The 26344-nt window shown below is 49.2% G+C and carries 18 protein-coding genes; 7 read left to right on the forward strand and 11 right to left on the reverse strand.

The window, feature by feature from the left end; genetic code table 11:
* The 6 genes from EKK48_07720 to EKK48_07745 all read right to left on the reverse strand — a co-directional run.
* A partial coding sequence (locus tag EKK48_07720) for a hypothetical protein (protein RTL43624.1) occupies positions 1-425 on the reverse strand: 425 nt, incomplete at its 3' end.
* Positions 426-784: 359 nt separating this feature from the next.
* On the reverse strand, positions 785-1141 hold the full coding sequence (locus tag EKK48_07725) for a single-stranded DNA-binding protein (GenBank protein ID RTL43625.1): 357 nt from the start codon (positions 1139-1141) through the stop codon (positions 785-787).
* Between the two features lie 691 nt (positions 1142-1832).
* Positions 1833-2915: a J domain-containing protein gene (locus tag EKK48_07730; GenBank protein RTL43626.1), complete on the reverse strand. Its 1083-nt coding sequence runs from the start codon at positions 2913-2915 to the stop codon at positions 1833-1835.
* Positions 2916-2961: 46 nt separating this feature from the next.
* On the reverse strand, positions 2962-3375 hold the full coding sequence (locus EKK48_07735; GenBank protein RTL43627.1) for a hypothetical protein: 414 nt from the start codon (positions 3373-3375) through the stop codon (positions 2962-2964).
* Positions 3376-3450: 75 nt separating this feature from the next.
* Positions 3451-3675 carry a DNA-binding protein gene (locus EKK48_07740; GenBank protein ID RTL43628.1) on the reverse strand — a complete coding sequence of 75 codons (225 nt, stop codon included), beginning with the start codon at positions 3673-3675 and terminating at the stop codon, positions 3451-3453.
* Between the two features lie 15 nt (positions 3676-3690).
* Positions 3691-3966 (reverse strand): DNA-binding protein, encoded by a 276-nt coding sequence (locus tag EKK48_07745; protein RTL43629.1) that lies wholly within the window; start codon positions 3964-3966, stop codon positions 3691-3693.
* A gap of 581 nt (positions 3967-4547) precedes the next feature.
* Here EKK48_07745 and EKK48_07750 point away from each other — a divergent pair.
* Genes EKK48_07750 through EKK48_07760 form a run of 3 tightly spaced genes read left to right on the forward strand, consistent with a single transcriptional unit; the run spans position 4548 to position 10379 of the window.
* Positions 4548-6110, forward strand: coding sequence for a type I restriction-modification system subunit M (locus tag EKK48_07750; protein RTL43630.1), 1563 nt, complete (start codon positions 4548-4550; stop codon positions 6108-6110).
* A 1-nt stretch (position 6111) separates the two neighbouring features.
* Positions 6112-7296: a restriction endonuclease subunit S gene (locus EKK48_07755; protein ID RTL43631.1), complete on the forward strand. Its 1185-nt coding sequence runs from the start codon at positions 6112-6114 to the stop codon at positions 7294-7296.
* Positions 7293-10379: a type I restriction endonuclease subunit R gene (locus EKK48_07760; GenBank protein RTL43632.1), complete on the forward strand. Its 3087-nt coding sequence runs from the start codon at positions 7293-7295 to the stop codon at positions 10377-10379. Before EKK48_07755 ends, EKK48_07760 begins: the two co-directional genes overlap by 4 nt.
* Before the next feature lie 52 nt (positions 10380-10431).
* Here EKK48_07760 and EKK48_07765 read toward each other — a convergent pair whose 3' ends face one another.
* The 4 genes from EKK48_07765 to EKK48_07780 all read right to left on the reverse strand — a co-directional run bounded on the left by EKK48_07765 (position 10432) and on the right by EKK48_07780 (position 21802).
* Positions 10432-15402, reverse strand: coding sequence for a hypothetical protein (locus EKK48_07765; protein RTL43633.1), 4971 nt, complete (start codon positions 15400-15402; stop codon positions 10432-10434).
* Positions 15395-17194 (reverse strand): hypothetical protein, encoded by a 1800-nt coding sequence (locus tag EKK48_07770; GenBank protein ID RTL43634.1) that lies wholly within the window; start codon positions 17192-17194, stop codon positions 15395-15397. The genes EKK48_07765 and EKK48_07770 overlap by 8 nt, the downstream gene beginning before the upstream one ends.
* A gap of 21 nt (positions 17195-17215) precedes the next feature.
* Positions 17216-21265 carry a hypothetical protein gene (locus EKK48_07775; protein ID RTL43635.1) on the reverse strand — a complete coding sequence of 1350 codons (4050 nt, stop codon included), beginning with the start codon at positions 21263-21265 and terminating at the stop codon, positions 17216-17218.
* 177 nt (positions 21266-21442) lie between these two features.
* On the reverse strand, positions 21443-21802 hold the full coding sequence (locus EKK48_07780) for a hypothetical protein (protein ID RTL43636.1): 360 nt from the start codon (positions 21800-21802) through the stop codon (positions 21443-21445).
* Between the two features lie 397 nt (positions 21803-22199).
* On the opposite strand from EKK48_07780, the gene EKK48_07785 reads away from it, so the two are divergent.
* Complete coding sequence (locus EKK48_07785) at positions 22200-23093, forward strand: WYL domain-containing protein (GenBank protein RTL43637.1); 894 nt, start codon at positions 22200-22202, stop codon at positions 23091-23093.
* Here EKK48_07785 and EKK48_07790 read toward each other — a convergent pair.
* A complete protein-coding gene (locus tag EKK48_07790; protein RTL43638.1) occupies positions 23090-23413 on the reverse strand; it encodes a hypothetical protein in 324 nt (107 codons plus the stop codon). The genes EKK48_07785 and EKK48_07790 overlap by 4 nt on opposite strands.
* A gap of 253 nt (positions 23414-23666) precedes the next feature.
* Here EKK48_07790 and EKK48_07795 point away from each other — a divergent pair, with 253 nt between their 5' ends.
* From EKK48_07795 to EKK48_07805, 3 genes are all read left to right on the forward strand, one after another.
* Complete coding sequence (locus EKK48_07795) at positions 23667-24350, forward strand: hypothetical protein (GenBank protein RTL43639.1); 684 nt, start codon at positions 23667-23669, stop codon at positions 24348-24350.
* Between the two features lie 614 nt (positions 24351-24964).
* Positions 24965-25720: a hypothetical protein gene (locus EKK48_07800; GenBank protein RTL43640.1), complete on the forward strand. Its 756-nt coding sequence runs from the start codon at positions 24965-24967 to the stop codon at positions 25718-25720.
* A gap of 173 nt (positions 25721-25893) precedes the next feature.
* Positions 25894-26340, forward strand: coding sequence for a helix-turn-helix domain-containing protein (locus EKK48_07805; protein ID RTL43641.1), 447 nt, complete (start codon positions 25894-25896; stop codon positions 26338-26340).
* The last annotated feature ends 4 nt before the right edge of the window (positions 26341-26344 follow it).

Below are 26344 nucleotides of genomic sequence, written 5' to 3' on the forward strand. Positions count from 1 at the left end.
TGCCGAGCTTCCTTTTCGTGCAAACTAGTGCATGGCACTGTTTCATTGCGCTCCTCCGAGTTACTCGGAATAGTCCGGAACTCTGGATATTCGCCAACATCATGAATGCGCAGTGTCCAAGGTGTGTGGCTCTGGGTGCCGGTTATCGAGGCTGCAAGCCAGTCGCTCGGTCTAACTGTGTCGATGAGCGAGATGAGATTTTCTGCGAGACGTTCGGGACCTCCGTTCGCCAGGAGAAGCTCAATTGTGCGAAGGTTGCGTTCCCGACGGGCTTTCTGGCCGCTTGTTCGATACCGAACTCCGTTTCCATAGCAAACCTTTTTGCAGATGTCGGTCGCGCCGATGCAAGTCGCGCTGCGCGGTAAGCTGAAGGCCCAAGATGCCTTGCTGTTGTTGGTCAGCTCAAGACCGTAATTCTTTTCCATGTTCATACCTCTGGTTAGTGCGGCGTTTCGCCTCAAAACCGGGGGGGGGGGCACGGGGTTGGCTCCGTGGGTCAAGCGGAGATGTAAGAGTGGAGAGAAATGTGCTGCGATGCGCTTGACGCGCGGTGGCGCCGACCTCGTAAACTCAAGGAAATAGAAACGCTAAGACAAAGTGCTGCTGCGACTGATCGCGATACGAGCTAGGCAAGGCGTCATCGCATTCGTATATTCATATAACTACTGCGGGGCGATACTTAAGTACGGCTACGAGAAGCAGTGACGACAGCGCATGAAGGAAGAAAGAAAAAGGAATTAGCAGGGACTTGCGCCCCTGCTTCAATCCCGATTCAGGACTAGAGCTAGGCGGTCTGCGCCTCATCGCGAGCTGGCTTCTTGCCACAGAGGTGGAAGCTGGTGAGCTTGATGACAGGTTTTGTCATTTGCACTTTGACACCGTTCACTTCCTTGGGATAGGTGCTTATCGCTAGCCGGCCATTTACCACCACTTCGCGTCCCTTTGTGATGCTCTTTAAGACGCGCTCACCAAGACCGTTCCAGGCGTCAATGTCGATCCACATTGTTTTGTCTTCGTCGGTATTGGAAGAAAACTCTTTTACCGCTACCGAGAATTTCACGACCTTGTTACCGGTGTCTCCGAAAGAGACTGTGTGGGGGGCTTGTCCGACATGTCCGACGATAGTGATTGAGTTGTTCATTTGGCACCTCCAGTGCGTGTTAGTGCCTCGGAAAAAGACACAAGCGTCAGCCGCGCACGCGCTTTTTGCTGCTGCATGGACGCGTAGCGCCCTTTAGGGTTTGCCATTGCAGCAAGCAAAAAGTTGTGTCACTGTTGGCACGTTAAGACATGCACCGGTGGTAGCCAATTACTTCAACTCGTTCTCGGACGGGCTTGTTGGTGTGCGCTCCAGTTTCCTTCGGTGCAAACAACAAGGCGTGTTGCCCGGTCGCGGAAGAAGGCCGGAGTCAATGCAGCGAAAACAAACAACGTAATTGTCGGCGGAACTGGTCGTCAGCGGCGCAAAATCACAATGGAAAGGGGTGGCAGCAGGCGCGGAAACACAACTCATGGCAGGAATGGTTGGTTGAGTTACAGTCACCGGTCCCAGCCGGGCAATCGAACAAGCGCGGTGCTACTGCCGGATTCGTTTGTCCTGAGCGGAAAGGATCGAGGCGGGTGTATCAGTGCGCTGCTTTGCTTGCCCTGTGTGTCTTGACCGCTCCGCTAAAATCTCCAGGGCGAAGGCGCGCTTGTTTTGCATCTGCCGTCTATCGCCCGCCTTCGCTCGTAAAGTGAGAAAGCGGGGCGAGTCAAGACGGGTCGTCAGGTTCATTCAAGGACTAGTAAAAGAAACGGACCCGGCGTCCAGCCGAGCCCGTCGATGAGTTTTAAGCTGCTATTTCTTGCAGCTCCTTCTTGAGGTCAGTAACAACCTTTTCCGCAACTCGCTTACAGGAGAAGGAGTTGATTGGTGATGTCGCTTTGACTTCCATTGCGAATACCACTGCGTAGGCTCCGGGTCTGGCTTCGAAACGAATCTTCAAGCAACGGGAGCGCTTCACTTCAGGAAAGACTTCTTCTTCGAAGTGTAGCGTTGCTTCAGTAGCGCCTCCAGCTGCGACGAACCTCCAGCTTCCATTTGGAACGGTGTGCTTTTCGATGATGCTTTTCGCGAGGTCAACGGTATCACCGAGGCTGCGACCACTGCGGAAGTACATCTCTTTCTGCTGGAGCTTTATTAGTTCAGCTTCTGCGAAGAACCAGCGAAAGATGTAGCATGTGCACCAACCAGAGGCACCCAACATCGTCATCATCAGCCAATCTGGGTAGTGTCCTGGCAGCTCCGGGAATACGGAGCCGAGCGTTCCCGATATCACGAAGAGCGGTCCGAAAATGGCCGCGAATGCAAGAATCATTCCGAGGAATGATGGGTCGGTGCCGCTACAGCAGTGTTTGTCGATCTTCTCAACAAGGTCTTGCATCGGCGTAAGCTTTAACTCGGAAGCTGTGAACCAGCCGGTATTTGGAGGCTTTGCCGACGCTCCTTGCGATGAAGTTGACGACTTCGCTTGCGAGTTGGTTTGCCGTTGGTTTTGGCTCGCATGCGATTGCTGTTTGCTTTGAGTTCCTTGTTTTGTTTGTGAGTTCGTGTTGTTTGATTGAGATTTGTTGGCGTTGTTGTTTGACGTATTCGCGTTCGCCGATTTGTTCTGCGTCTGCTGAGAACCACTTGTGCTGCCGGGCGGGGTTGCATGCGGGTTCGTCTCAAACCATTTCTTCAAGATGTCCCGCGCATTGTTCAATTGCTTTTGTTTTTCAAGTGCAATCTGATAGTTCTTGGGATTGCGCGCGTGACGATCAGGATGATGGATTCGTGACAACTTCCGCCAGCGTTCGTTAACTTCTTTAAGACCAGCACCGAAGGGTAGTTCGAGTGCTCGATAACACGCTTCAAAATCCATGTTAGCCATGTTCAGTTCCTCTTGATGCGCTTGAAACAAGCGAGAAGAGCGGGCATTACTGCCCGCTCCGTATTGAAATTGGTTGTGGGTTCACTTGAAGTACAAGAGCAAGCGCGTTGTATTTCATTGCTTCGCGATGCTTGCCTTGTCTGCAGCAAACGTGACCGAGAAGCTTGTAGATCGTGATGATGCGCGCATTGTCTGCTGGAGCGATCTTCGCAACGATTCGATATGCCGTGGTCAGCGCTTTTTCAGCGAGGCGGAAACCATTTCGTCGTCCGACTTGTGCTTTCGCTGCTTTGATGAGGGCATCGGCAACGCGTTCTGGTGATTCGATGCGATTTGCTACATCTTCTCCAAGTGCGTAAAGTCTTTCGACGAGTTCTTCGTAGAGAGCTTCGGCTCGGTCGAGTCGCGTGAACGCTGAATTGCCGAAGGCCACAGCGTCTTTCAAATTGAGTTTTTCCATGATGTTTCTCCTTAGGCAGGAAGGAGAGACCCAAGAAATTCAGCCCTCTCCTTCCGAAAAGTTTTTGTTTAGCGATTAACGGAAGATGATTCCGCTTCTAGGACACACGCTTGGTATTGCGTAGGTGTTCTTTTTGATTAGGTGTGCGATTCCGCTCCTGGTGACCATGATGCGCTGTTCAATTCGAACCACTGGCAGCTTGCGTTGTTTGATCAATCTGCGAATTGTGTGTTCCGACATATCGAGCAATTTTGCTGTATCACGCACGGTAAGGAGCTGAAGGTTATTCGCATCTGTCATGATGTCCTCCAGTAGTTAGGCGATTTCGTTCTCGGCATTTCGATAACCGCAGCTGATCGTGCGGCTGTTGATGAACGCATCGAGGTCGGCTTTTCTATATTTTGCTAACCGCCCGACTTTTACAAACCGTAGCGGATAACGCCTAGTAGAAGCCCATACAGCGAGCGTTTCGGGAGTTACTCCGAGGTATGCTGCTGCCTCTCGACGGGTGAGAAGATCTGATTGAAATCTTGGTGTGATTGCGGGACTTTGGGTCGATTGAACGACCTCTAGTTTTCTGTCGTTTGACATTGTGTTCTCCTTATGGAGCACCATTTACGGTGCGCGAAAAACGCGCTCAGGAAATGTCGAAGCCTGGTCGGATGTATTGAAGAAGCAAAAAAGAATTTGCAGGAAAAACCAGAAATGTCCATCAAATCTGGTCAAACAAAAAGCCCGAGGCGCCTGTATCTTCAGCTTGCCTCGGGTTAAATTGGCGCGTCGAGCGCCATGTATTTATCGTACCGCCGCTTTCGAAAATCGCACCATAGGGAAAACCCTGGGACGAAAATTTAGATATGGGCAATTCTGTCGACTACTGTGATGAGTTCCGCAGCCCCGCCCGAGCAAGTCTGATGCGTTGCCGCTGCATGCCGATAGCCGCGGATGCATAACGGCGCTGCAATGGATATAAAAGGGGACAAGCCTCGAAATCTTACGCCGCCGCAGAGATTCGGCGGTTGTCATGATCGGCTTAAAATGCATTCTAGGTTATTCTTACATGTTTACTTACTAATGCGATTCGGTGGTTGTCAGTGGCTCGATTCGAAAAACTAAGTTCTGCGGTGCGCGTCAAACCATCAGATGACATTGATATTGTCGGGAAGGTTCGAGTGAACAACAACAAGGAAGCAGAACGAGCGGAACTACACAAAACGATCTGGCGTATTGCCAACGACTTGCGCGGCAGCGTCGATGGATGGGACTTCAAAAGCTACGTGCTCGGTATGTTGTTTTACCGGTTCATCTCAGAGAACCTGACAGCTTACCTAAATACGCAGGAGCGCAAAGCTGGCAAAAAAACATTCGACTATGCAGCTCTGTCCGATGAGGACGCTGAATATGGCCGCGTCGAGACAGTTAAAGAAAAGGGCTTCTATATACTGCCGTCCCACCTGTTCGCCAATGTGCGGAAGCAAGCGCAGGACGATGGGAATCTAAACGAAACTCTGTCCAAAGTGTTCAAGGGCATCGAAGGCTCGGCCGTTGGTGCGGATAGTGAGAACGACATCAAGGGATTGTTCGACGACCTAGACGTCAACAGTAGCAAGCTCGGTCCATCGGTTATAAAGCGCAACGAAAAGCTCGTCAAACTGCTCGATGCCATCGGCGATCTTCCGCTGGGAAATTTCTCAGACAACACCATCGACCTTTTTGGCGATGCCTACGAATACCTGATGCAAATGTATGCCTCCACAGCGGGCAAGTCGGGCGGAGAGTTTTACACGCCTCAGGAAGTCTCCGAATTACTCGCTTGCATCGCTGTGGCAGGCAAGACAGAGGTTAACAAAGTCTATGACCCCGCCTGTGGGTCAGGGTCGTTGCTGCTGAAAGTCGTCAAAGTACTGGGTCAGGACAAGGTGCGCCAGGGGTTTTTCGGACAGGAGGTGAATCTGACGACCTATAACCTGTGCCGGATCAATATGTTCTTACATGACGTGAACTATGAAAAGTTCGACATCGCGCACGGTGACACACTCACAGACCCGCAGCATTGGGATGACGAACCCTTCGAAGCTATTGTTTCCAATCCTCCGTATTCGATCAAATGGGCGGGTGATAGTAACACGTTGCTTATCAATGACCCACGCTTTTCGCCGGCTGGTGTGCTGGCGCCCAAGAGCAAGGCCGATCTTGCATTCACTATGCACATCCTGAGCTGGCTTGCTGTCAATGGTACGGCAGCGATCGTTGAATTTCCTGGTGTCCTATATCGCGGCGGTGCGGAGCAGAAAATCCGGCAGTACCTGATCGACAACAACTATGTTGATACCGTTATCCAGTTGCCGCCTGACCTGTTTTTTGGTACTGGAATTGCCACATGTATCATCGTGCTCAAGAAATCCAAGCGCGACAACGCGACGCTGTTCATCGACGCTTCGTCCGAGTTCATTCGGGTTGGTAACAAGAATAAGCTTACCCAGGACAATCAAAAGAAGATTCTCGATGCCTTCACCGCGCGAAAAGACATTGCCCACTTCGCAAGATTGGTCGACAATGGCGACATCGGCAGTAACAACTACAATATCGCGGTGTCCTCGTATGTGGAGCACCAGGACAAACGCGAAGCGGTGGACATCAAGGCGCTCAATAGCAAAATCGCCGGGATTGTCGCTCGACAAACGGAACTGCGAAGGCAGATCGAAACCATAGTTGCGGACCTGGAAGGGGAATAACATGAGCCGCATTAACGATCTGATTGGGCAGTATTGCCCGGATGGCGTGGAGTTTAAGCCGCTGGGCGATCTTCTGTCATACGAACAGCCTGGAAAGTATCTTGTTAAATCGACGGCTTACGACGATTCTTATTCTACTCCAGTACTTACCGCAGGACAGACCTTCATCCTTGGATATACGGATGAAACGGAAAACTTGTACCCAGCGTCATCGAAAAACCCCACCATCATTTTTGATGACTTCACGACGGCCTTTAAGTGGGTTGACTTCCCGTTCAAGGCTAAATCGTCAGCAATGAAGATGCTTACACCTAGACCGACGGAAGAGGTCAACTTCCGGTTTGTGTACTATGCAATGCTCTGCATCCAGTTTACCCCACAAGAGCATGCACGCCAGTGGATCAGTCAATACTCCACGTTCCGCGTGCCGGTGCCGCCGCTGGATGTCCAACGGGAGATCGTGAAAGTACTCGACACTTTTACGGCGTTGGAGGCAGCGCTGGAGGCAGAGCTGGACGCACGTCGTCAACAGTACAAGTACTACCGGGACGAGCTCCTCACCTTTGATCATCGCGCGCCGGAAACAAGCAAGGAATGGACAACCCTGAGTGAAGTTGGCAAGTTTACGCGGGGACGGCGATTCACTAACAATGATTTTGTAGAATCCGGTGTCGGCTGCATCCACTACGGGGAGATCTACACCCACTACGGTCTGAGCGCGACGGAGACCAAATCCTTTCTGAACCCTGAGCTGGCAGCAACTCTCCGCAGGGCGAAGAAGGGTGAGCTAGTGATCGCGGGCACCGGAGAAAGCGTCGAGGATATCGGCAAGGCGGTCGCGTGGCTAGGCGACGACGAAGTGGCTGTCCATGATGATTGCTACATTTTCAGCCATTCTCTCAATCCGAAGTACATGGCCTACTTTTTCCAATCGAGCCATTTCAATGAGCAGAAAGTGAAGCATGCTGCTGGAGCAAAGATGATCCGAGTGTCCAGCGAGGGGTTGGGAAAAATCCGAATCTACGTTCCGCCAGTTGAAGAACAGGAACGCATTGTCTCCATCCTCGATTCTTTCGATGCGTTGATAAATGACCCCACGTCCGGTCTTCCAGCTGAAATTCAGGCGCGGCGGCAACAGTACGAGTATTATCGCATTCAATTGCTCACATTCGAGGAAGCGTCGTGAGCGAAAACCAGAAGCCCAGCCGCTATGAGCCGATTGCGCTTTCGAGCGAAAGTACGGTCGTTGCTGAATTCGTGCGCGAGAACAAAGTGCGTGAAGAAAGTTACCAGACCGAAGCGGAGCTGGAATCAAACTTCCTTAAGCGCCTACAAATTCAGGCTTATGATTACCTGCGTATCAAGAGCGAGGCTGATCTCATCGCTAACTTGCGCCGCCAGCTGGAGGCGTTGAACAAGATCGAATTCAGCGAGAGTGAATGGCAACGCTTCTTCAGCGAAAAAATAGCTGGAGCAAACGATGGCATTGTTGAAAAAACTACACGCATTCAGGAAGACCACATCCAATTACTCAAGCGCGACGATGGCACCACAAAGAACATTTACTTGATTGATAAGCAATCAATTCATAACAATCGCCTGCAAGTTATCAACCAATACGAAGTAGAGGGGATGCGCAGTAACCGATACGATGTGACTATCCTGGTAAACGGACTGCCGATGATACATGTTGAACTCAAGCGTCGGGGCGTGGAAATCCGCGAGGCGTTTAATCAGATCAACCGCTACCAGCGAGACAGCTTTTGGGCTGGCTCCGGGTTGTTTGAGTACGTCCAACTCTTCGTAATCAGTAACGGTACTCTCACAAAGTATTACAGCAATACCGTCCGCGAGGGACACCTAGCAGAGCAGCGCAATAAGCGGAACCGAAAGAAGACCTCAAACAGTTTTTCCTTCACCAGCTGGTGGGCCGATGCAAAGAATAAGCCGATCACGGAGTTGACCGATTTCACGAAGACTTTCTTCGCTAAGCATACGCTGTTGAATATCCTCACCAAGTACTGTGTGTTCGATGTGGATCGGAAGCTGCTAGTAATGCGTCCATACCAAATTGTTGCAGCCGAATCGATCCTGCAGCGCATCGTAACAGCAACGAACCATCGACAACTGGGCACCATATCAGCTGGCGGTTATATCTGGCATACGACGGGATCCGGCAAAACACTGACGAGCTTCAAGGCGGCGCAGCTGGCACGTGCACTGGCGGAGATCGACAAGGTGCTATTCGTTGTTGATCGAAAGGATCTGGACTACCAGACCATGCGCGAATACGAACGCTTTCAAAAGGGCGCAGCTAATTCCAATACTTCCACTGCGGTGCTTCAACAGCAACTCGAAGATCCAGCGTCGCGCATCATAATCACCACCATCCAAAAGCTCAGTCGCTTCGTCGCGAAGAACAAAAAGCACTCGGTTTACAACTCACATGTCGTAGTAATTTTCGACGAATGTCATCGCAGCCAATTCGGCGACATGCACACAGAAATTACGAAAGTGTTCAACCGGTATCATCTGTTTGGCTTTACTGGTACGCCAATCTTCGCCGCCAACGCCGGGAGCGGTGGCAATCCACAACGCCGGACCACGGAGCAAGCATTCGGCGACAAGTTGCATACCTACACCATTGTCGATGCCATCAATGACAAGAATGTCCTTCCTTTTCGAATCGACTATATCAATACCATAAGAACCGCAGCAAACGTCCGCGACAAAAAGGTGTCGGCCATCGACAAAGAGCGGGCACTACTCGCCAAGAAACGCATCACTCAAATAGTGGGATATATCCGTGAACACTTCGACCAGAAAACGAAGCGCGGTGGCAATACTGTCTATCAGCACGGAATAGTGACAAATGTAGAAGAGGTTATCGCCAGCAGAAATAAGATTGAAGAAATCCGGCGTAGCCAGCGAGTCAGTGGATTCAATTCCATTTTTGCCACGGCATCTATCGACGCCGCGAAACGCTACTATGCTGAATTCACTAGCCAACAGCAAGACATCCCAATTGCTCAGAAGCTGAAGATCGGATTGATCTACAGCTTCGCCGTCAATGATGACGATGAGGACGGTCTTCTCGGCGAGGAAGAGTTCGAGACCGAAGGGCTGGACCAGAGCTCGCGGGATTTTCTGGAGGCTGCTATCAAAGACTATAACGCTTTGTTTGCCACCAGCTATGATACCTCTGCTGATAAATTCCAGAACTACTACAAAGATTTGTCGCAGCGGTTGAAGAACCGCGAGCTTGACGTCGTTATTGTGGTCAACATGTTTCTGACGGGCTTCGATGCCACCACATTGAACACACTGTGGGTCGACAAAAATCTGCGCGCGCACGGATTGATACAGGCATACTCCAGGACAAATCGCATCCTCAACTCAGTTAAGACTTACGGCAACATTGTTTCTTTTCGGAATTTAGAAGAAGAAACGAATGACGCGCTTGCGCTTTTCGGTAATAAGGACGCCAAGGGCATCGTATTGCTCAAGCCCTACAGGGACTATTATTCGGAATATCAGAAGAAAATCGCCGAATTGGTCAGTAACTTTGAACTAGGGATGCCGATCATCGGTGAGAATTTGCAGAAACAATTCATCAAACTGTTTGGCTCGATCTTACGACTCAAGAACATTCTCAGATCATTTGACGATTTTGCTGGAAATGAAATACTCAGTGAACGAGATTTTCAAGACTACCAGAGCGTGTATTTGAATCTGTATGCCGAATTCCGCAGCGCTTCCACGGCGGAGAAAGAATCCATCAACGATGATGTAGTGTTTGAAATTGAGCTTATTAAGCAGGTCGAAATCAACGTCGATTACATTCTGATGTTGGTGGAGCGATACATTAAGTCGAAAGGTACTGGTGAAGACAAAGAGATCCTGGCTACCATCGAACGAGCGATCAGTTCCAGTCCGTCGTTGCGTAACAAGAAGGACCTTATTGAAGAGTTTGTCGATTCTCTCACAACGGCGGCCAAAGTTGATGCAGACTGGCTTACGTTCATCAAGGTCAAAAAGGCAGAAGAACTAGATTGCATTATCATCGATGAGAGCCTCAACGCTGAGGAGACAAGGTCATTCGTGGAAAATGCTTTCCGCGATGGGGCAATACCGACCAGCGGCACAGCAATTACTAAGATCATGCCGCCTGTCTCAAGATTTTCCAAAGACAGCGGTCATTCGACGAAGAAACAAACGGTCTTGGACAAATTGTCGAGGTTCTTTGAACGCTACTTCGGGCTTTCCTAAGGCGCGCAGGCAAAGGTCTCAACGACGGTCTTAATCGTTCGTTCAGTCCAGCTCACAGTTTGAGGAGCGAAATGGTTTCAGGTCGCGGCGAGCCTTCGGTAAAAAACATCGCATTGTGCTTTGGCATAGTTTTGAGGCGATCAGTGATGCGACTGACCATGTCGGTCGGCGCGACATTCTTCGCTGCAATTCGTGCGTCTGTATCCGTTAGGCGAAGGAGCAGATAGTTGGACACGGCAGCGAACAGAGAGCTGCTAAAGTCTTTGACTTCCTGTGATGCAACTAAAAGCGAAATGCCATATTTTCTGCATTCTTTGCCCATACGTCCCAAGAGGCTCAGTTTTGATGCTTTGTGTGCTTCGTCGAAGATAACCGCATCGCAAATTCGATTGCGTACTCCCCTTATGAACATTTCTTGATAGATGTTATACAGAACGAATGAGGCAAATGCTTTTTGGAGGGACTCGTTGCTAGTTTGGTGTAACCGAACTATCTTGAGACCGTCCTGGGTTAGGGCGCTTCGCATCTCACCAGAGCTTGCGAAGAATCCGTAATCATTCAGCTCAGCCAACCGCGCCATCAGCCCGGGATTAACGCGTTCTTGCGAATTCAGAATGTCGAAAAACCGCTGGAACGCGGGTATTGCTCTTTGTTCTTGATTCGTATGCTCGGACCCCCACCCAAGTTCCAAATAGCTTTGCTTAATCGATTCGCGAATGCGCTCGGTCTGTAGGTCTCCAAGCTCTGAGAAAATTGCAGAGAAGATATCCCGGAGCATTCCTGCATTATCCAAGTATGCAAGCGGGTTCTCAGTCACGATCCGCAATGGATTGAATCCTAACCCACGATAATCAATGAACGAAATGTTGTCACCGCCCACGATATCAGTGATCCGTTGATCAAAGTCATCATGATAGGAAAAGACAACCGGATTTATCCCGGCTTGCAATAACTGCTTAGTGATCGTAATCAGCGTCGTAGTTTTTCCCATACCGGGCAGTCCGACGATCATCAGATGTGGATTGTTGGAAATAGACGGACGCCAGATGACCTCTTCTCCGCTCGTTAGACTTGTCCCGAGAATTATCTCGCCCACGGGAATTTTGGACTCAATTTGCCCACTCGGCGGTTCGGCAACTGCGACAGAACCTGGACTGGGTGGGTTTTCCTGCTGACTATCTATGGGTTCGACGGGATCAGACTGCAGCTCATTAAGCTGTTCTGGATTTGGGGTGACTGCTGGGAGTCGTGGAGAATGTACGGGTTCATCACGCAGATCGTGAGTGAGATCTTTGGAAGGTTGTGGGCGCGGCTTGCCATGGTCCGGCATTTGCGCCGGCCCGAAAAGATGTATGTCGACTTGTTCGCTGAACGGTATCATTTCAGGTGCGTCACCGGGAAATTCTGGGCAGAAGATGAATCCTTTGTCCGGCAATAGATTGACTTGATACTTGTTAGCTTGAGAGATGAATTTGTCTATTTCCTTTAACAGTCGTAAAAACACATCCTCTTTCAGATAGTGTCGTCGCGCTTTTTCAGCATAGAATCGCAGGATCTTTCCGACCATACTCCGCCGTATGCTCGCTTCTGATGGTGTCAGTGAGTCGGAAAGGAAGAACGTTTCCCAATGCGTTCTAGTGTTTGTCAGTTGAGAGTGAATCGAGTTCAACAAATCTTCTGTTCGTGCCATTCGCAAATGACGTCTATATTTGACTTCCACGAAAGAGAGGCAAAGCGATCCCCGCTTAGTGGCGGTCACATAGACGAGATCCGCTCTAACTTGTGAGGCACCGCCGTCTTTTTTCGCCGGGCACAATTCCGGGACATCATCGAGGGGAACGAAAAATCCTTCATTTAAATCGCACCAACCGGAATGTTTTTCACGCAGGCAATTCGAATACAGAAGTGAAAGTGCGATTAGTTCTCCAGGCTGCTGAGAAGAGTTTGCTAACCGCATCGCCAACCTTCCACTGAGCCCTTTCAATTGCATAAGGAGGAACTCGCAATTCCGTGGACTGCAGCTCAGATTCATCTCCACTAAGGGTTTGGCTAACAGCGTCGTCACCTCGCTCAGATGAGTGGTAGAGGTGACGAGTTGCATAGTGCCGAGGGAAGGTCTCTCGGGAACGCAGTCTATTACATACGCTTCATAAGTATCCTTTGCTTCACACGGAGAATCAAAGTACTCAAGTCCACCGTGCCGATCTATGGTTATTACCCAATCGCTCGTTTCATGGACTTTCGACAGTGTGTTCTCTTCAGATTGACTCAAACTGGTTTTGAGCACTGCATTTCCTAACACCGCAGGTCCCGATTCTTTTGAGATAGAACGAGAGGTGGCAGAGAGCAAGAAGTTCTGAATGCGGAGTAAGCGATCTGTAAATACTTTCCCAGCCGGATGTTTTTCACCGTCAACGCTCGTTGCATTGCCCGTCATCCAGACTGGGTGTGGACGCATTTTAAAATTGCGATAGATCGGTGCAACCAATCCATACACTTCTAATGGTCGAGTTTCAGGAGGTCCTGCTGCGACATCAGGGACTACCGAGGTATCGAATGTGTCAAAGGAAACTGATAAATGCGACGGGGGCGGAGAATCGGCTTCGAACTGCTTTGCCCAATTTAGACGGGGCAATTGTTGACCTTCGAATTCATAGGACTCCAGCATCCATCTGTCTACTCGTGCAATTTGGCCAATACCAGCGCGGCGTTTTTCACTACTCTCCGTGAGAAAGCTTCCGGCCGTCCCATGTTCTCTGGCAGAACCGATTAGCCGCAAAGTAAAACCAACGTCTTGTGTGATGGGTGGGGCGTCTGGTTCATCAGCAATGTCGGTGCCCAAACTGCATCCAAGCGATCTTGCAATTGTGCAGCCATCGCCCGCTTTAAATGCGTTAACGTGAATATTATGATAGCTCTGGTGCAAATTCGCATAGCGTGCGATTTCGCGGCCGAGATAGCGGCTTACAGAAGAACTGATCGAAGCAGGCACAGGATTCGCTTCGTCAGACAGTGCTTTCGATAAAAGTGCTATTGATGCCCGCGGTTCTGTATCAGACTGTAGAACCATTGCAACGCAGTGAAATCCCAACATATCGCCGAAGACAAAGTTTTGATCTGGTTTCGGTCCCGGAATAATCAGCGGATAGTGTGCGCCGTTTAGTGAAGCGACAAGTCCTTCAATGCGTTTTACCGATACATTCTCTTCATAGGCGAGCTGCTGCACGAGCGCGTCGTACGAATAATGCCAGGCGACTCTAACAGGGTGCCAAGGCAGAATTATCAGTCCTATGGTTCTCCCGGAAAGGCTTTGCACTTCGACAGTGCCTGCAAGACAAAAATCTGGCGATCCTTGTTCAAATGTCGATGACCATGCATTTATATATTCATCAATAACTTTGCTTTGCTGATAAATAGCGCCATAAGTGCTTCTGCACTTGGCAATGTAGTCAGCGAATTGGCGACACGCATCCGTGAGACGCGACGTGGATGGGTCGTCCATTTGAATGTATTCAATCGCCGAGTGTCTTGTGCCGTCGGGTCGGAGCCTCACAATCCAGCGGGATGGACGACCACGGTTGTCATTCCACTCGGTTTCAAGAAGCTTGACAAGGGTTGGGCGGTGAACTCGATAACTGCGTTGATTTGCCTTGAAAACGATGTAGCCACGACGATCTTCGTTGTAGCACTTGTCCACATCTGGTGAGTTGAGAAGAGACTGAAGAACATCTCGTTCAAGTGCTATTGCTCCATCAATAAGACAACGAAGATGCTGTCCACTTGCGGAGCGCACGTCTTTCGATTCTCTACCGATGGAAAGAATAAACTCTTCTGTTTCAATTTCGCGGACGTTTTCGATACCGACCGCCTTGATGATTATCTTCGCCTCGAACTTCGAGCCCTCTTCTATGTCGGCGAAGTCCTCTTCGGTAAATTTACTTTTCTGCGGGTCCTTTCCAGAGTGCGATACAACTTGCTCCGCTAAGACCTCGTCTCCTGCGACCACTGTTACATTGTACTGAACCGCATCGCGCTTGAGCCCTTCGGGTATGGCTTTCCATCGTACTTCCAGCTTAGACCGTTCTTTGGCACTGCTCGGAGTCGGATTAATGGCAATTTTGAGCATGCCACCGTCAGCCTCACTCAGACTAAGTCCTGACCATACCTGCGCTTTTGCGTCATTGCGCCCCCGCCACTTCAATAGCTCCAAAGAAACGAGGTCGCTGGAACCGAAGAAACCTGGGTTAATGCTATTCAGCCACAGCTCTTCTTTATTTCTCAAGTCTGTCAGGGCCTGAGTCCATCGTGTCCCGGTCGAACTACGAACAAATGATTCCAGCTCCTTGATCTGCGCATCAGAAGCGTCGCGCAATAGCAACGAAGCGACTCTTGAAGAGGGTGGTTGAGCGGCGCCCGTGGCTAAGAGCAATCGCTCCACTAACCTAACTGATTTTTCTATCTCGGCTTCGTCCGGCGGCTCGTCCGAAACCTTGATGGGCCACAATCCTAGGTCGATAAGATGGTTTCCAAAGTCTTTCAAATCCGCAGCACACTTTGCGAGGAAAGCAAATTCCGCCATCGGCGAAATGGTGTTCTGCCGGCCAATCTTTCTTGTGCGATCAACTGCTTTTTTGCAGATCGGCTGCCATCGCTGGTCGATACGAAGCACCGCCAACCTAATTGCTTCTTCGAAAAAGGCCTGTTCAGTAACTTCGAAACAGGCGCTGTAGATGCCGTCCATTCCGCTTTTTGCGCGGCTCGGATCTACGAGTAATAGATGGCTGCCTTGTTTCTCTTCGCGTAACTCAACGGCTTTGTCTGCGCTGATCAATCTGTTAGAGCTCTTACTTACGTCTATGACGCCGTTTGCGGTCCATCCGGTGACATCAAAAGTTTGCGACTGGCAAAGATCTTCAATAACTCCACCATCCAAGAAAGTCACAAATGCCACGTTACCATCAGCCGGTTGTGGCAGCAGTTTTGCGAAAGCTTGAGATAGAAGTTGGCATTCAAAATCAGTCATTGCTATTGTCCTCAGCCACATACCGCGCCGTCAGTCGTTTCATTGTTTCCGCATCGTTGACACCAACCAACAATCCGAGGTCGCGTAAGCGACGTTCCAGGAACTTCTTATTCGCTGACAACAATTCGTTTGCGATTGGCATTCCTTCTGGAGAGCGATCCACGAATAAGCCATACCGTTCTCGTAGCAAGACAAGGAAATTCTGCAAGCTAAGAACTTGTTCGCCTTTTCCCTTTTTGTCTTTTCGCAGATGTCGATGTACAAGAAAGTCAATCATCGTATTGGTCAATACGATTGACCGGGCCTCTGTAAGCCGCTTCTTACCCATCGTGGATACCATTACCTTTCGCTTACTTGCGAGGCCGCTTGGCGAATCAACCATAAGGCAAGATTCGAGAGCTTTCTGAAAGTGCGATCGATTGAGCTTGTCACCCATCAGAGCAACCAATGCTTCGCCAAGTCTTGTTGCTGGCTCGACCTCGGGATTTCGGAGAAGCTCCGTGACAGCCAATTGCTCTTCGTCCGCTTCAAGTGCATCCGCTAATTCGCGGCACTTTCGTTTTAAATCCTTCGCTAAAAATTGGGAATTTTCATGTCTGCCATCTCTAATGGCGCCTAGGAGGTTGAGCAATCCTTCGCTGTGAGGTGATTGCTTCAGAGACTTCACCTCGGCACGCATGTCCTCGTCATAAGACACTGCTTGATCGAGAATTCTCATGGTCATCAACGTTATTGGTAATCGATCAAGTCTTCTGAAGCAGTCTTCAAAGGACTCTTCGGCCAACCGACGTAAGTCATTATTCGCGCCAGAAGAACAATCAACGAATAGCTGCCATGGACGATCTTCTTTGGGCAACGAGAGTTCGTTTGTCTTTTCCCAGCCGAGCGCCAGCTGCGCACTTGAAAGAAAGATGTTGGAAAGCCCGAGCGAAAGGCAAGCTTCGAGCATTGGTATCAATGCATGCCTCGGAATAACGGTTCCATATGCCTGTAGAAAAACGCTCAGGTCTCGCGAGAATCGTTGTGCAGCGTTTTTTGATAGTGGCTTAGAGTTTGGTATTAAACCACTTTCGCTCGGTCCCCTCAATTTCTGGGGTGCCTGTGTACAAGATTGTGCCATTCTCACAGTAAGTAGCTGATCGATTCCTATTTCTGCGCTTTCTGAATATCGCTCGGCAGAAACGTTGGCTTCTCGACCTTCAGAATACACGCCAGTTCCAAGGAGTTTCAGTAATTCGTTATCCTCCATACTCCTGCCGGCCGAGAATCTCGATTTAACACGCCCCGACTCGATATGCGAACCGTCCGGTTGATCAACGAGCAGCGCAACAATCATTTCGGGAACAGAACGCAAGTGTCCGATCTGTTTGGGAAGATCTATCCAGCTCGCGAAATAATGGGTAGGAAAAGCTCGGATAACTTGATTCGTTCGGCCCGTTGAATGGTCCGTATTTTCCAAGCAATAAGTCAGTAGCAGATCGCCAAGTATTGCTAGAGTTGTTTCATCCTTGAAATTTGCAAACCACTGATCCTTTTCGACAAGCTTTTTTGCGATTTGATCAATCGACAGTATCGGTTCAGTTTCGCTTGTAAATGCAGAAGCGAATTTGCCTGCGCCTCTACGATGTCCCCAGCGAAACATGTACAGCACCGCAGGCAGCACCGCTTCCATCGAAAAGTCTTGCGGCGTAATCGGAATGACTGCGGAGTAATTGGACGACCAAAGCTCTCTGACGCGTTGAGGCGTTAGCACGTTCTCGACTATAGTTTTTGTGGGATTTGTTTGCCGCATTGCAGTCCTCTTTCTGAGAGATCAATGGATTTCCAGACAGCGAACTTCATTCTGAAGACTCGCGGTAAGTTTGTATGTCTTGTTCTCATTTGCTGGGTTCCATGCCATCAACTCGGTCTGGTCCTCCTGAGCTAACCGACCGATGAATATCGACAAGTTAGCGAAGGTATCGTCGAGCGCAGCATTTACGAACTGATGCCCCTCCTTTAGTTCCATCAATATGGAGAACAGGTCGGCGCCAAGGTAGAGATCTTCATTGAAGCCATTCTTGTACTGGTAAGTGAGTACCAGATGTGTGTGGAGGGCTTCCATATCGCTGTCCTGATCACTCAGAGCGCAGCGAAGCGAAAAGCGCGATATTGGTTTGTTGACCCAGAGTACGGTTTCGGTCGGGGTGCGCGGAGTTATTCGTAGCGGTACTTGATCCGGTTGGTTGAGAACTACGTCTGGCAGGTCAACGAGTCTCGACAATCCTACGCAGAGGTCGCGGCAGATTTGAGATTTTTCTTCGGCCTTCAGTAATGGAAACCTTCTAAACAGCTGGAAGTGGGCCGATCTGCGAATGCCGAAGAGGTTCGCACCATTACTTGCAAACTTCGCGACTTCCTCGTCATTCCATTCAAAGAAGGCTCGTCTGCGCGCGGATGATAGTTCCAGGTCGGGGTAACGGGGTGAAGACGAACCTTCGTTAGTTTGTTCGAGTCCTAGCAGGAATCTGTCGAGATTCGGATTAGATTCAAGTGCCGGATCCAGCGTGCAGAGCTCCATCAAGACCTCGCCTTGCCGTCTGGGGGATTTTGCCGAAAACGCACGATCCCAGAATGGGAGATATTCCTCCATCCTTTCCGCGTGTATGTCTTTGCAGTTGTGAAGTCCGAATATGATGTAGCTTAGCGCTCCCCGGAGGTCCCTAGCGGTTATGTGTACTTCGGCTCTTTGATGTACGGCCTGCAGTGCCGTATACAATCTCTGCCTCATTAACAGAGCATTTTCTTTGGTATATGAGTTTGTACCGCGTACGCGCGAGACGGTGTTGAAAATAGGACAGGACGGTTGCGCGGTACAGCTGGCGCACGGTGACCAAATTTCATCAGCTTTCTCAGAACCTAGCAACGCATCAACAAGTTGATCTACGAATTCGGTCGAGATCATGTTTTCACCGCGATTGACTCCACCTACTAGAGACCGATCATTGAAATCGATGAATCGCAACCAACTCGGCAAGTCTTCATAGTTGCCTTCAATCGCTGACCAAAGTGCGGAAATCAGAACTGACTCTTTGCCGGGATTGCGTCCGGCAAAGTCCTCTATCCAAGCCAGAAGAGGGCCGCTGTTGATGGCCACTAAATGAACCGCTATTGGGGAAACGGCACCATTGTGGAATTGGCCGAATAACTCATCTAATAGTTCGGTAGCGCTTCTTCCTTGATAGGAAGCCGAACCATCCAGATTGATTCTCACTCGGAGACCGTTAGATATTGTTTGATCGACAATGCGCGTGCTCGATTTTTCGACCGGGACACCTAATGAATTTGCCAAGTGTTGTAGAAATGCGGTTTTACCATCGCCTGCGTTACCAGTTAGGATCACAAGTTTCACGTCACGTTTCATTATGCCTTGACAAAGATTTCGCTCCAAGTCAGTCTCAACGTAGGTGTGTTTAGCAAAGTCACTATCGAGTCCGCGAGTCTCTGCGTTGCCGAATCTCGATTTTGGGTAAGCTTTTAAAACCTCGGTCAACCAAAGTACTTCGTTTGGTGTTCGATTTTCATCCGCCGCAGAACCCGTCTCGAACTCACCCTCATCGACTCTTTCAAGTCGGTTGTTAAGGAACCGAATCGCTTCGGAAGCTGAACGCAGGCGCGCGGATTCATCGGGAGTAGTACAGAGTTTCAGAAACTCGATAACATTCAAAAACTGGTCACAATCAACTCCGTCCCAGTTCAGACCAGCGTTTTTTCGTAGCTCGCCATTAAAGTCAAACGGAAGCTTGTCAAACAGCACATGAAAAAACGACGCTCCCAGAGAAAAGATGTCATCGCCGGGAGCTAGTTCATGTTCAGTTTGCATTGCCGACGAACAGTACGGCAAGGTACCTTTGCTGATTGATTTCAAGCCAATTCTGGTTGCAAGATCATAGTCGGTTAGGAAAATATCCTGTCCGACTACAATGAGATTCTTTGGCGTAACATCTCCGTGTACGTATCCCGCCTGATGTAACTGAGAAAGTCCCTGGCAAACGCGTACTAGCCACTTCATGACTAATTCTTCGACGGAGCTTTCGCCATATTTATCTGCGTACGCTGAAATCTCTCCCGTCAGCGATGCGAGCGGAACTCCATCGATCCACCTCATTAACGCTACAAAAGCATCTGGTCTCCATCGCTCTGCGATTTCATGGATCATTGAAAGCGAATTGTGTATTGTATGCGCACGAATCTTTTTGTATGCGCGTATCGCGCTGTTACCTTCGGATTCAGTGTGAATGGCTTTTGCCACGTACGTCCCATATTCTTCATCACTAGTCTTATCGATTTCGACAACCTTGAAAGTGGTGCCCCAGCCGCCCGAACCTAGTTTTGAAACAACACGGTAACGAGATTGGTTGAAATCAAGCTCCGTGCCTTCATCCCAATATTGCGCCGATGGTAATGCTTCTGGTTTCGTAATGGACGAGGTGGTAGGTTGTTTGATTTGTTCGCCAATTTGAGATGCAATCATTGCGGCTGACGGACGATCTTCCGAGTTCGCATTTAGACCAGCTTCAAGTAGTTTTTGAACTTTACCAAGTGTTGCTCCGGTACCTTCAGCAAGCAGATCTTTGAGACTCGCGCACATCGAGTACACGTCTGAAGCTTTCGACGCTGCTGCAATCCCACCACTTATCACTTCTGGGGCCGTACAACTGTCGTGCTGTTGCGGAGCCGGCTGGACCGGAAGAGAAGTCATTTCCGCGATTCTGCTGAGGCGCAGACCGGTAAAAAGCGGGTTTCCATTTGTTCTCACGTGGATAGTGCTTTGATTCAAGTTGCGATGGATAATGGCTGGGTTGTCGGGATCAGCTGGTTCGTGAAGATCCGAAAGCGCAGAAAAACATCGTGCCACGAACGCAATTTTGTCGTCCGTTTTCCAATTACGATCAACCTTTCTCATTAGGACTGTTGGTGCGCCCGGATCTACGAGTGAGAAAAAATAGAGTTCGCCCGGATACTCCGGTGCTTCTTGAAACGACTCCATAAGCTTTGGCAGCCACGGCGACTTTTGCAATCGCTGAATCGTCTCGAATTCTCGTCTTGCAATTAGATCGGGATTATTCGAATCTGACGCAGAGTAATCGTAGATGTGAAGGACAACTTTGTCTTGCGTTCTTGCGTTCTGACCACGATAAACGCGATGAACCCTGTCGTCGCGTGGTGAGGATAGTTCTAAATTGCTATAGTTTCCGAAATGTCGAATATCTCCAGTCAGCGTGACTCGTGCAGAAGGCATGATTGACGATGCAAGTTCATCTGTTTGTTTCGCTGTCAACAATTGTTTTGCGCTAACATCTAACAGTTCTTTCCAATCACGCAATGCATAGAATCCGGCTCCCTTTATGGGTGACAATGTACTGGCATAGGAAATATTTTCACCCTTCGTCAGTAAAAACTTTCCTTGAATGAAGTTGGCCGACGCCCATAATCTCTTCACCTTCCCTGCGATCCGCCGCGCTTTCTTGTTCAGAATTTCGGACTGGTCGTCGACTGTAAGAGCGTTGGCTTTGTTCTCAACGTACTTGTTGTCCCAGTGTTTGGTTTCTAAAACGTGGACACCAGATGGACCCACCACCAAAAGATCAATCTCGTCCGGACGGCTGGATGGTGTCGTCCCAAATTCGATGTTCGAAAAGAGAACCCACAGACCATCCCCGCTCAACGATTCCAATTTTTCTTTCAAAAACTCTGTTGCCCGGCGCTCGCTATCATTGGCATAAGGACCGCACTGTATGAGTTTTACTTTCATTGAACACCTGACACTTGTGGCGTTTGAGGAAGAAATGGTTCGCTCGACACTTGGAATCAATCTAAGCATCTGCCGCTGCAAATAATATGCAGTGCAAAATAGCCTGATAAGAGATGCCTGTCGGATACCGAATAGGCGGTCAATTATAATGCAAGTTTAAGGCTTGTGAGTTACCAGAAGGTCTTGGAAAGTGCCGCGCCATAAAAACGAAGACTGCCGCATTATCTGTATTCGCAAAACAAAAATCTATTTGCGCGACTTCGAGCTACGTTTTGACTTAGCGTTAGAGGATGACTTGCTCCGAGCTTTGTTCGGGCCATCATCAGCCGCATTTATAGTCGGCTCTTGCGCCTGACGTTTCATTGCCTCAAGCCAAGCTTGTTGGGCCTTCTGCCTTGCTTCTAGTTGAACTTGCTGGCTTGTCCGAATGTATGCCTTCAGCGTAGTTCGAGTGTCTGTGTGGTTGAGCGCGGCTCTGACAACCGAGACGTCTGCCCCAGTATTGGCCATTGATGAGGCCAAACTTCTGCGCAAATCGTGTATCCACAGATCGCTCATTTCAAGCTTCTCGCGCAACGTTTCCCATGCGTTGCCTGGATCTACCATGTGCCCGGCCGCTCCTTTCCCGGGAAAGACACGTGATTCTTAACTTTAGCTGGAGTCGTATTTCACAAAGGGGTGTTCATATGATTCAACGAGTCGATTGCGGCTTGGCCTTCCGTAACATTCGAGACATTGTGTCGGATATAGTCGTCATTAACTTTCTGGGAACCCGTCACAAATCTTTGCCTAATCTTCAAGACAACTGTAAGCACGAAAAGACCCGAACCCAGAACTACCAGGTCACCAACAGATTTGGGTATATACGTCAAACGCGGCTCGAAACCGAGCATAGTACAGCGGCCCAATCTTTAATACTAGTAAAACCGAAACACAACCCGATAAACCACGATGACATCAAAATTAGAGCGCCTAATCAAAATGGAAGACGAAATTCTGCGAGATGTTCGAAGTCCAGCCAAGAACAGTCTACGACGATATTCGAGAGTTGAAAGAGCGCTGCGGGCTGGACATCGAATTCGATAGATTCAAAAACGGCTACTACAATAAAAATCCGAAAAAGCAGCTACCGACATTCGAGCTTTCTGACGGCGAGCTGTTTGCCATCACACTCGGGAATGAAATGCTGTCAGAGTACACAGGTACATCGTTCGAGCCAATCTTGAGTAGCGCGCTCGAGAAGATCTACGAGCGCATGCCAGACCGCTCTGAAGTTGACTTGGGCGAACTACGGAGCATGGTGAATTTCAACGCCGGCTCTGTGATCAAAATCAAGCGAAGAACGTTTTTCGATTTCAACAGCGCCTGCGAAAAGAATTTAGTGATGACGCTGGAATATTTCACAGCCAGCCGAGGTGAAGTAACAAAGCGCGAGATTGAGCCGTACAGGCTACTAGAAAGCAGAGGTACCTGGTACGTGGTGGCGCATTGCCGCATGCGCAATGCACTAAGACTCTTCGCACTGCATAGGATGCGCGATTACTTTATTAAGGACGAAAAATTTACACCGATAGATGACGGGAAAATTCAAGAGTGGATTGATTCTGCGTTTTTCCTGGAGCACACGGAAAAAGAAAGCAACATCAAGATCAAGTTTGACCCTGACGCCAGTCGATACATTCGAGAGCGGAAGTGGCATCCATCGCAAGAATTGATTGAGCATCAAGACGGCAGCTGCACTCTATCTTTTACGGCACCCAGCCTTGACGAAATCAAAAGGTGGGTCATGTCTTATGGCGCTCAAGCTGAAGTCCTGGAGCCGGAAGAACTCAAGTTGCTCATGCGCGTGGAATTCGAGGCGGCGCTGCAAATCTACAAGAAAGACGGAAGCTACTAGTCGGGCAACTTCTCGGCCTGCACGGTCTTAGTTCGATAGATTTGCGCTTCCACCACAAGTATTAACTTGCTACATTTGCTGTCCATAACAGTTTTAGTGTCGACAGAATAACCGCGCATCGGCAAGCGTGCGCAGACGATAGAAATTTCGTGGCGGTCATAGAGATACTTGTATTCACTCGACGGAAATTCTCTCACAGCAACAACGACCTCACCGTCGAATGCGGCTGCTCTCTCGCAATCAGCCTGGAGATCGGGACTGCTGCGGTCGACTGATATTTGAACTTGCCGCTTGGCTGGCTCAGGAGAATCGGTTGGCATGTAACTACCCCTAATACTGGGTGTTGCCCCGCTTAGTTGGCTGATGCGGGTGGGTCTGGACTAATCCAATTTAAATGAGGTAACTGCAGCATGTTCGCAGTACAGAAAAAATTTGGCGGGTTCTCAGTAATTAATCAAACGGAAAGACAACATGACTGCAGATATTTTGCAGTGAAGTCCTATATGCTTAAACAAACGCCGATTTGATACTCTGCTTGCGGGCGCTTAACCAGTCAGCTAAAGCGAGGTGCTTATGGTTATTCACTCATACGGCTATGCAGCATCGTCGGAAGCAGATGCTGGAAGTCGAAATCGTTCTCGTGACTTGTTGCTCCAGAATTTCGATCTGGTGCTTAAATGCCACCACAAAATACTCAGTTGCGCAGAGTATTTTTTCTGCCAGCCGTCATTTGCAAGTTGCTCGTGGCCCTACGTCGGCGGCGACGGTCCGCTTCCAATCGGTTACCTTCTAATTGGTTGGCTCGAAGGTACACTTGTTGAGCAGTGTACAAAATGTACTGACAATGTGTACTTGACGTCCTTCAGTGGATCAATGCTATCAAACAGCACTTGCTGGACCGGAATTTGCCGCAGCTGCCGATCTTTCATTTCAGGCAAAGGCTCTACGCATAAATCTTTCATCGAGCGAATTCAGTTCATTGCAAACCTGCGCCGAAAGTATCCCGCACAAGTATCTGAGTGGACCGAGTACAACGGTCATATCTTCAGCTGGGGCGGCAATGGCCTGCAACCATCGAAAAAGAGACGGCTAACAATAAAAGCGACGGCGAATCCAATTCCATTCGATCTCCTTTTGTCTGAACTTGCCAGTGGCGTCGAGCGTTTAAACGATCTTCCCAACGTGGAGTTGTTAGAGTTTTCAACCGGAATCAAGTTAGGCAGAGGAACTCAGATAAGCAGTGAACTTTATAGTTGAGAATTCCTTCTTATGAGCCCCCCCTGTTTCTAACTGACACAACTTACGTGATCGGCTGATGCCCGCATCACACAGGCATCAACCAATCTCAAGTGCGCATATCGTTACGCGAAAACGAAAAACGCTACTCTGAACACCGGACCGATCACTGGAATGGTGCCGAGAACTTTCTCTGCCATCCAGATCAGCGCCTTGTTGAACAGTCTGCTCAAAACATTTCTTTTGCGGTTCTTCATGACTCGCCCTCCTAAACGTGTATGTGGATTTCACGTCGGAACGCGCGCAAAGACGCAGGCTTATTCATCCGCTAAACAGCTCAATTTCAATCCCAAAAAATTGCCAGCCTGGTCCCTACGCGCGGCTTCTACTCGAAGGGCGTGCCAGGAGCTTTGCAAGCAAATATGCATCAACTCGTCTCAGTATGATGAGCATAGCTTCCTCCGGGTCAATAAGGGACACAAAACCACTACTATCCAGTCTAACCCAGCCTTTGAAATCTGCGCAACTCACCCTTCATCCATTATTAAGTAAAGGTTCAAATTAAAATGTCTTGAAACCGCTGAGCCAAATATCAAGTAAATTAGCGTCCGGAGCGTTTTCAGCGAGGCGGTGTCATGCGATTCAAAACTGACCCATTCTTACTTGAACTAGAAGCTGGCAAAAAGGAAGAACTGCATCGCATTCTCTCGCGACTCTCATCGTCTGATGAGAGCATCCTCAGGCTGACAAAGGATATCGCAGCTTTTACTTACAGCGAGGAGCGTCAAAAATCCGACGTCATTGAGAATCGCGCATTTGGCTTGATGCAATTTGCCAAAGTCGGATTGACCATCATCATCGGAATAGCCGGGCTGATCGCTACAACTAACGTGCATGATACCCCGTTCCGAGAATCGCTTATTTTCCTGCTTTCCATCGCCGCTGCTTTTCTGGCCAAGCTGTTTTATCGCGGACTGAATGTCGTAAAAATCGGAAGCTTTTTTCGCCCTCAATTCGATGCTTACGTCAAGCCAAATGAAAAAGACATCTATGAAACGCAAGACGGCGAAACATACATGGTGGCATTGAAGCATCACATTGCGAGCACGATCTGGTATTTGCAGTACACCGCAAATGATAATCACATTCGCAGCATTCAGTGTAAGTGCTGCTACGTCAATTCCTTTGGTTTTCTCATCGCGTTTCTTGCGTTCTTTGTCTTGAGTATGGTGCATTTGCTGGAACCAAGCCTTACACTGAACATGCCAGAGCACCGGATCATCGGCGCCATCCTCTTGGCTCTGGCTTTGACAGCCGACAATATCGCGCAATCAATGCGTTTGGGTTGGTTCGATATTGAACCAGCACCAGCAGAAGCAACAACGGCATGATGGTTTAGGAATCGTTGAATCTCAATTCAGGAGTCTAGACTAGTCCTGAATTACTGATACCAAACCCTGCTGTCTCGGTTAATCGCACACAGTCGCTGAAAAACGACACCTTGCAATAATCGAAGCAATCGAATATAATCGAAATATTCGAAATCATCCAAATTAGGTGCCACATGGTTCAATCAACCTCACTCAGAGAACCAATTTACGCTGAAAGAGAGCAGGCGGCTGCTGTACAGGCGTTTGGCAAAGCGCTGCATACTATTAAACAGGCACGCCTGGTAGGTCCAGAGGGGCAAGAAATACCGCTTCCTGAGCCCCTTTACCGTGTTCTTGAGCAGGTTGTTCCATTACTTGCAGCCGACATGGCAGTGTCAATTGTTCCAGTTGGACATTTGCTTACTACGCAAGAAGCAGCGGATTTGCTCAATGTGTCGAGACCGTATCTCATCAAACTTCTACAAGAAGGAGACATCAGTTTCGAGCGAGTGGGAACGCATCGACGCATTCGATTCGAAGATCTCATGGAGTATAAACACAAGCGCGACAAGAAGCGTAGAAGCGCGTTAAAGAAACTCACGAAGATGGCACAGGAAGCTAGCCTTTACGATGAGGAGTAAATCG

The sequence above is a fragment of the Candidatus Melainabacteria bacterium genome (assembly GCA_003963305.1).
Classification (GTDB): Bacteria; Cyanobacteriota; Vampirovibrionia; order Obscuribacterales; family Obscuribacteraceae; genus PALSA-1081.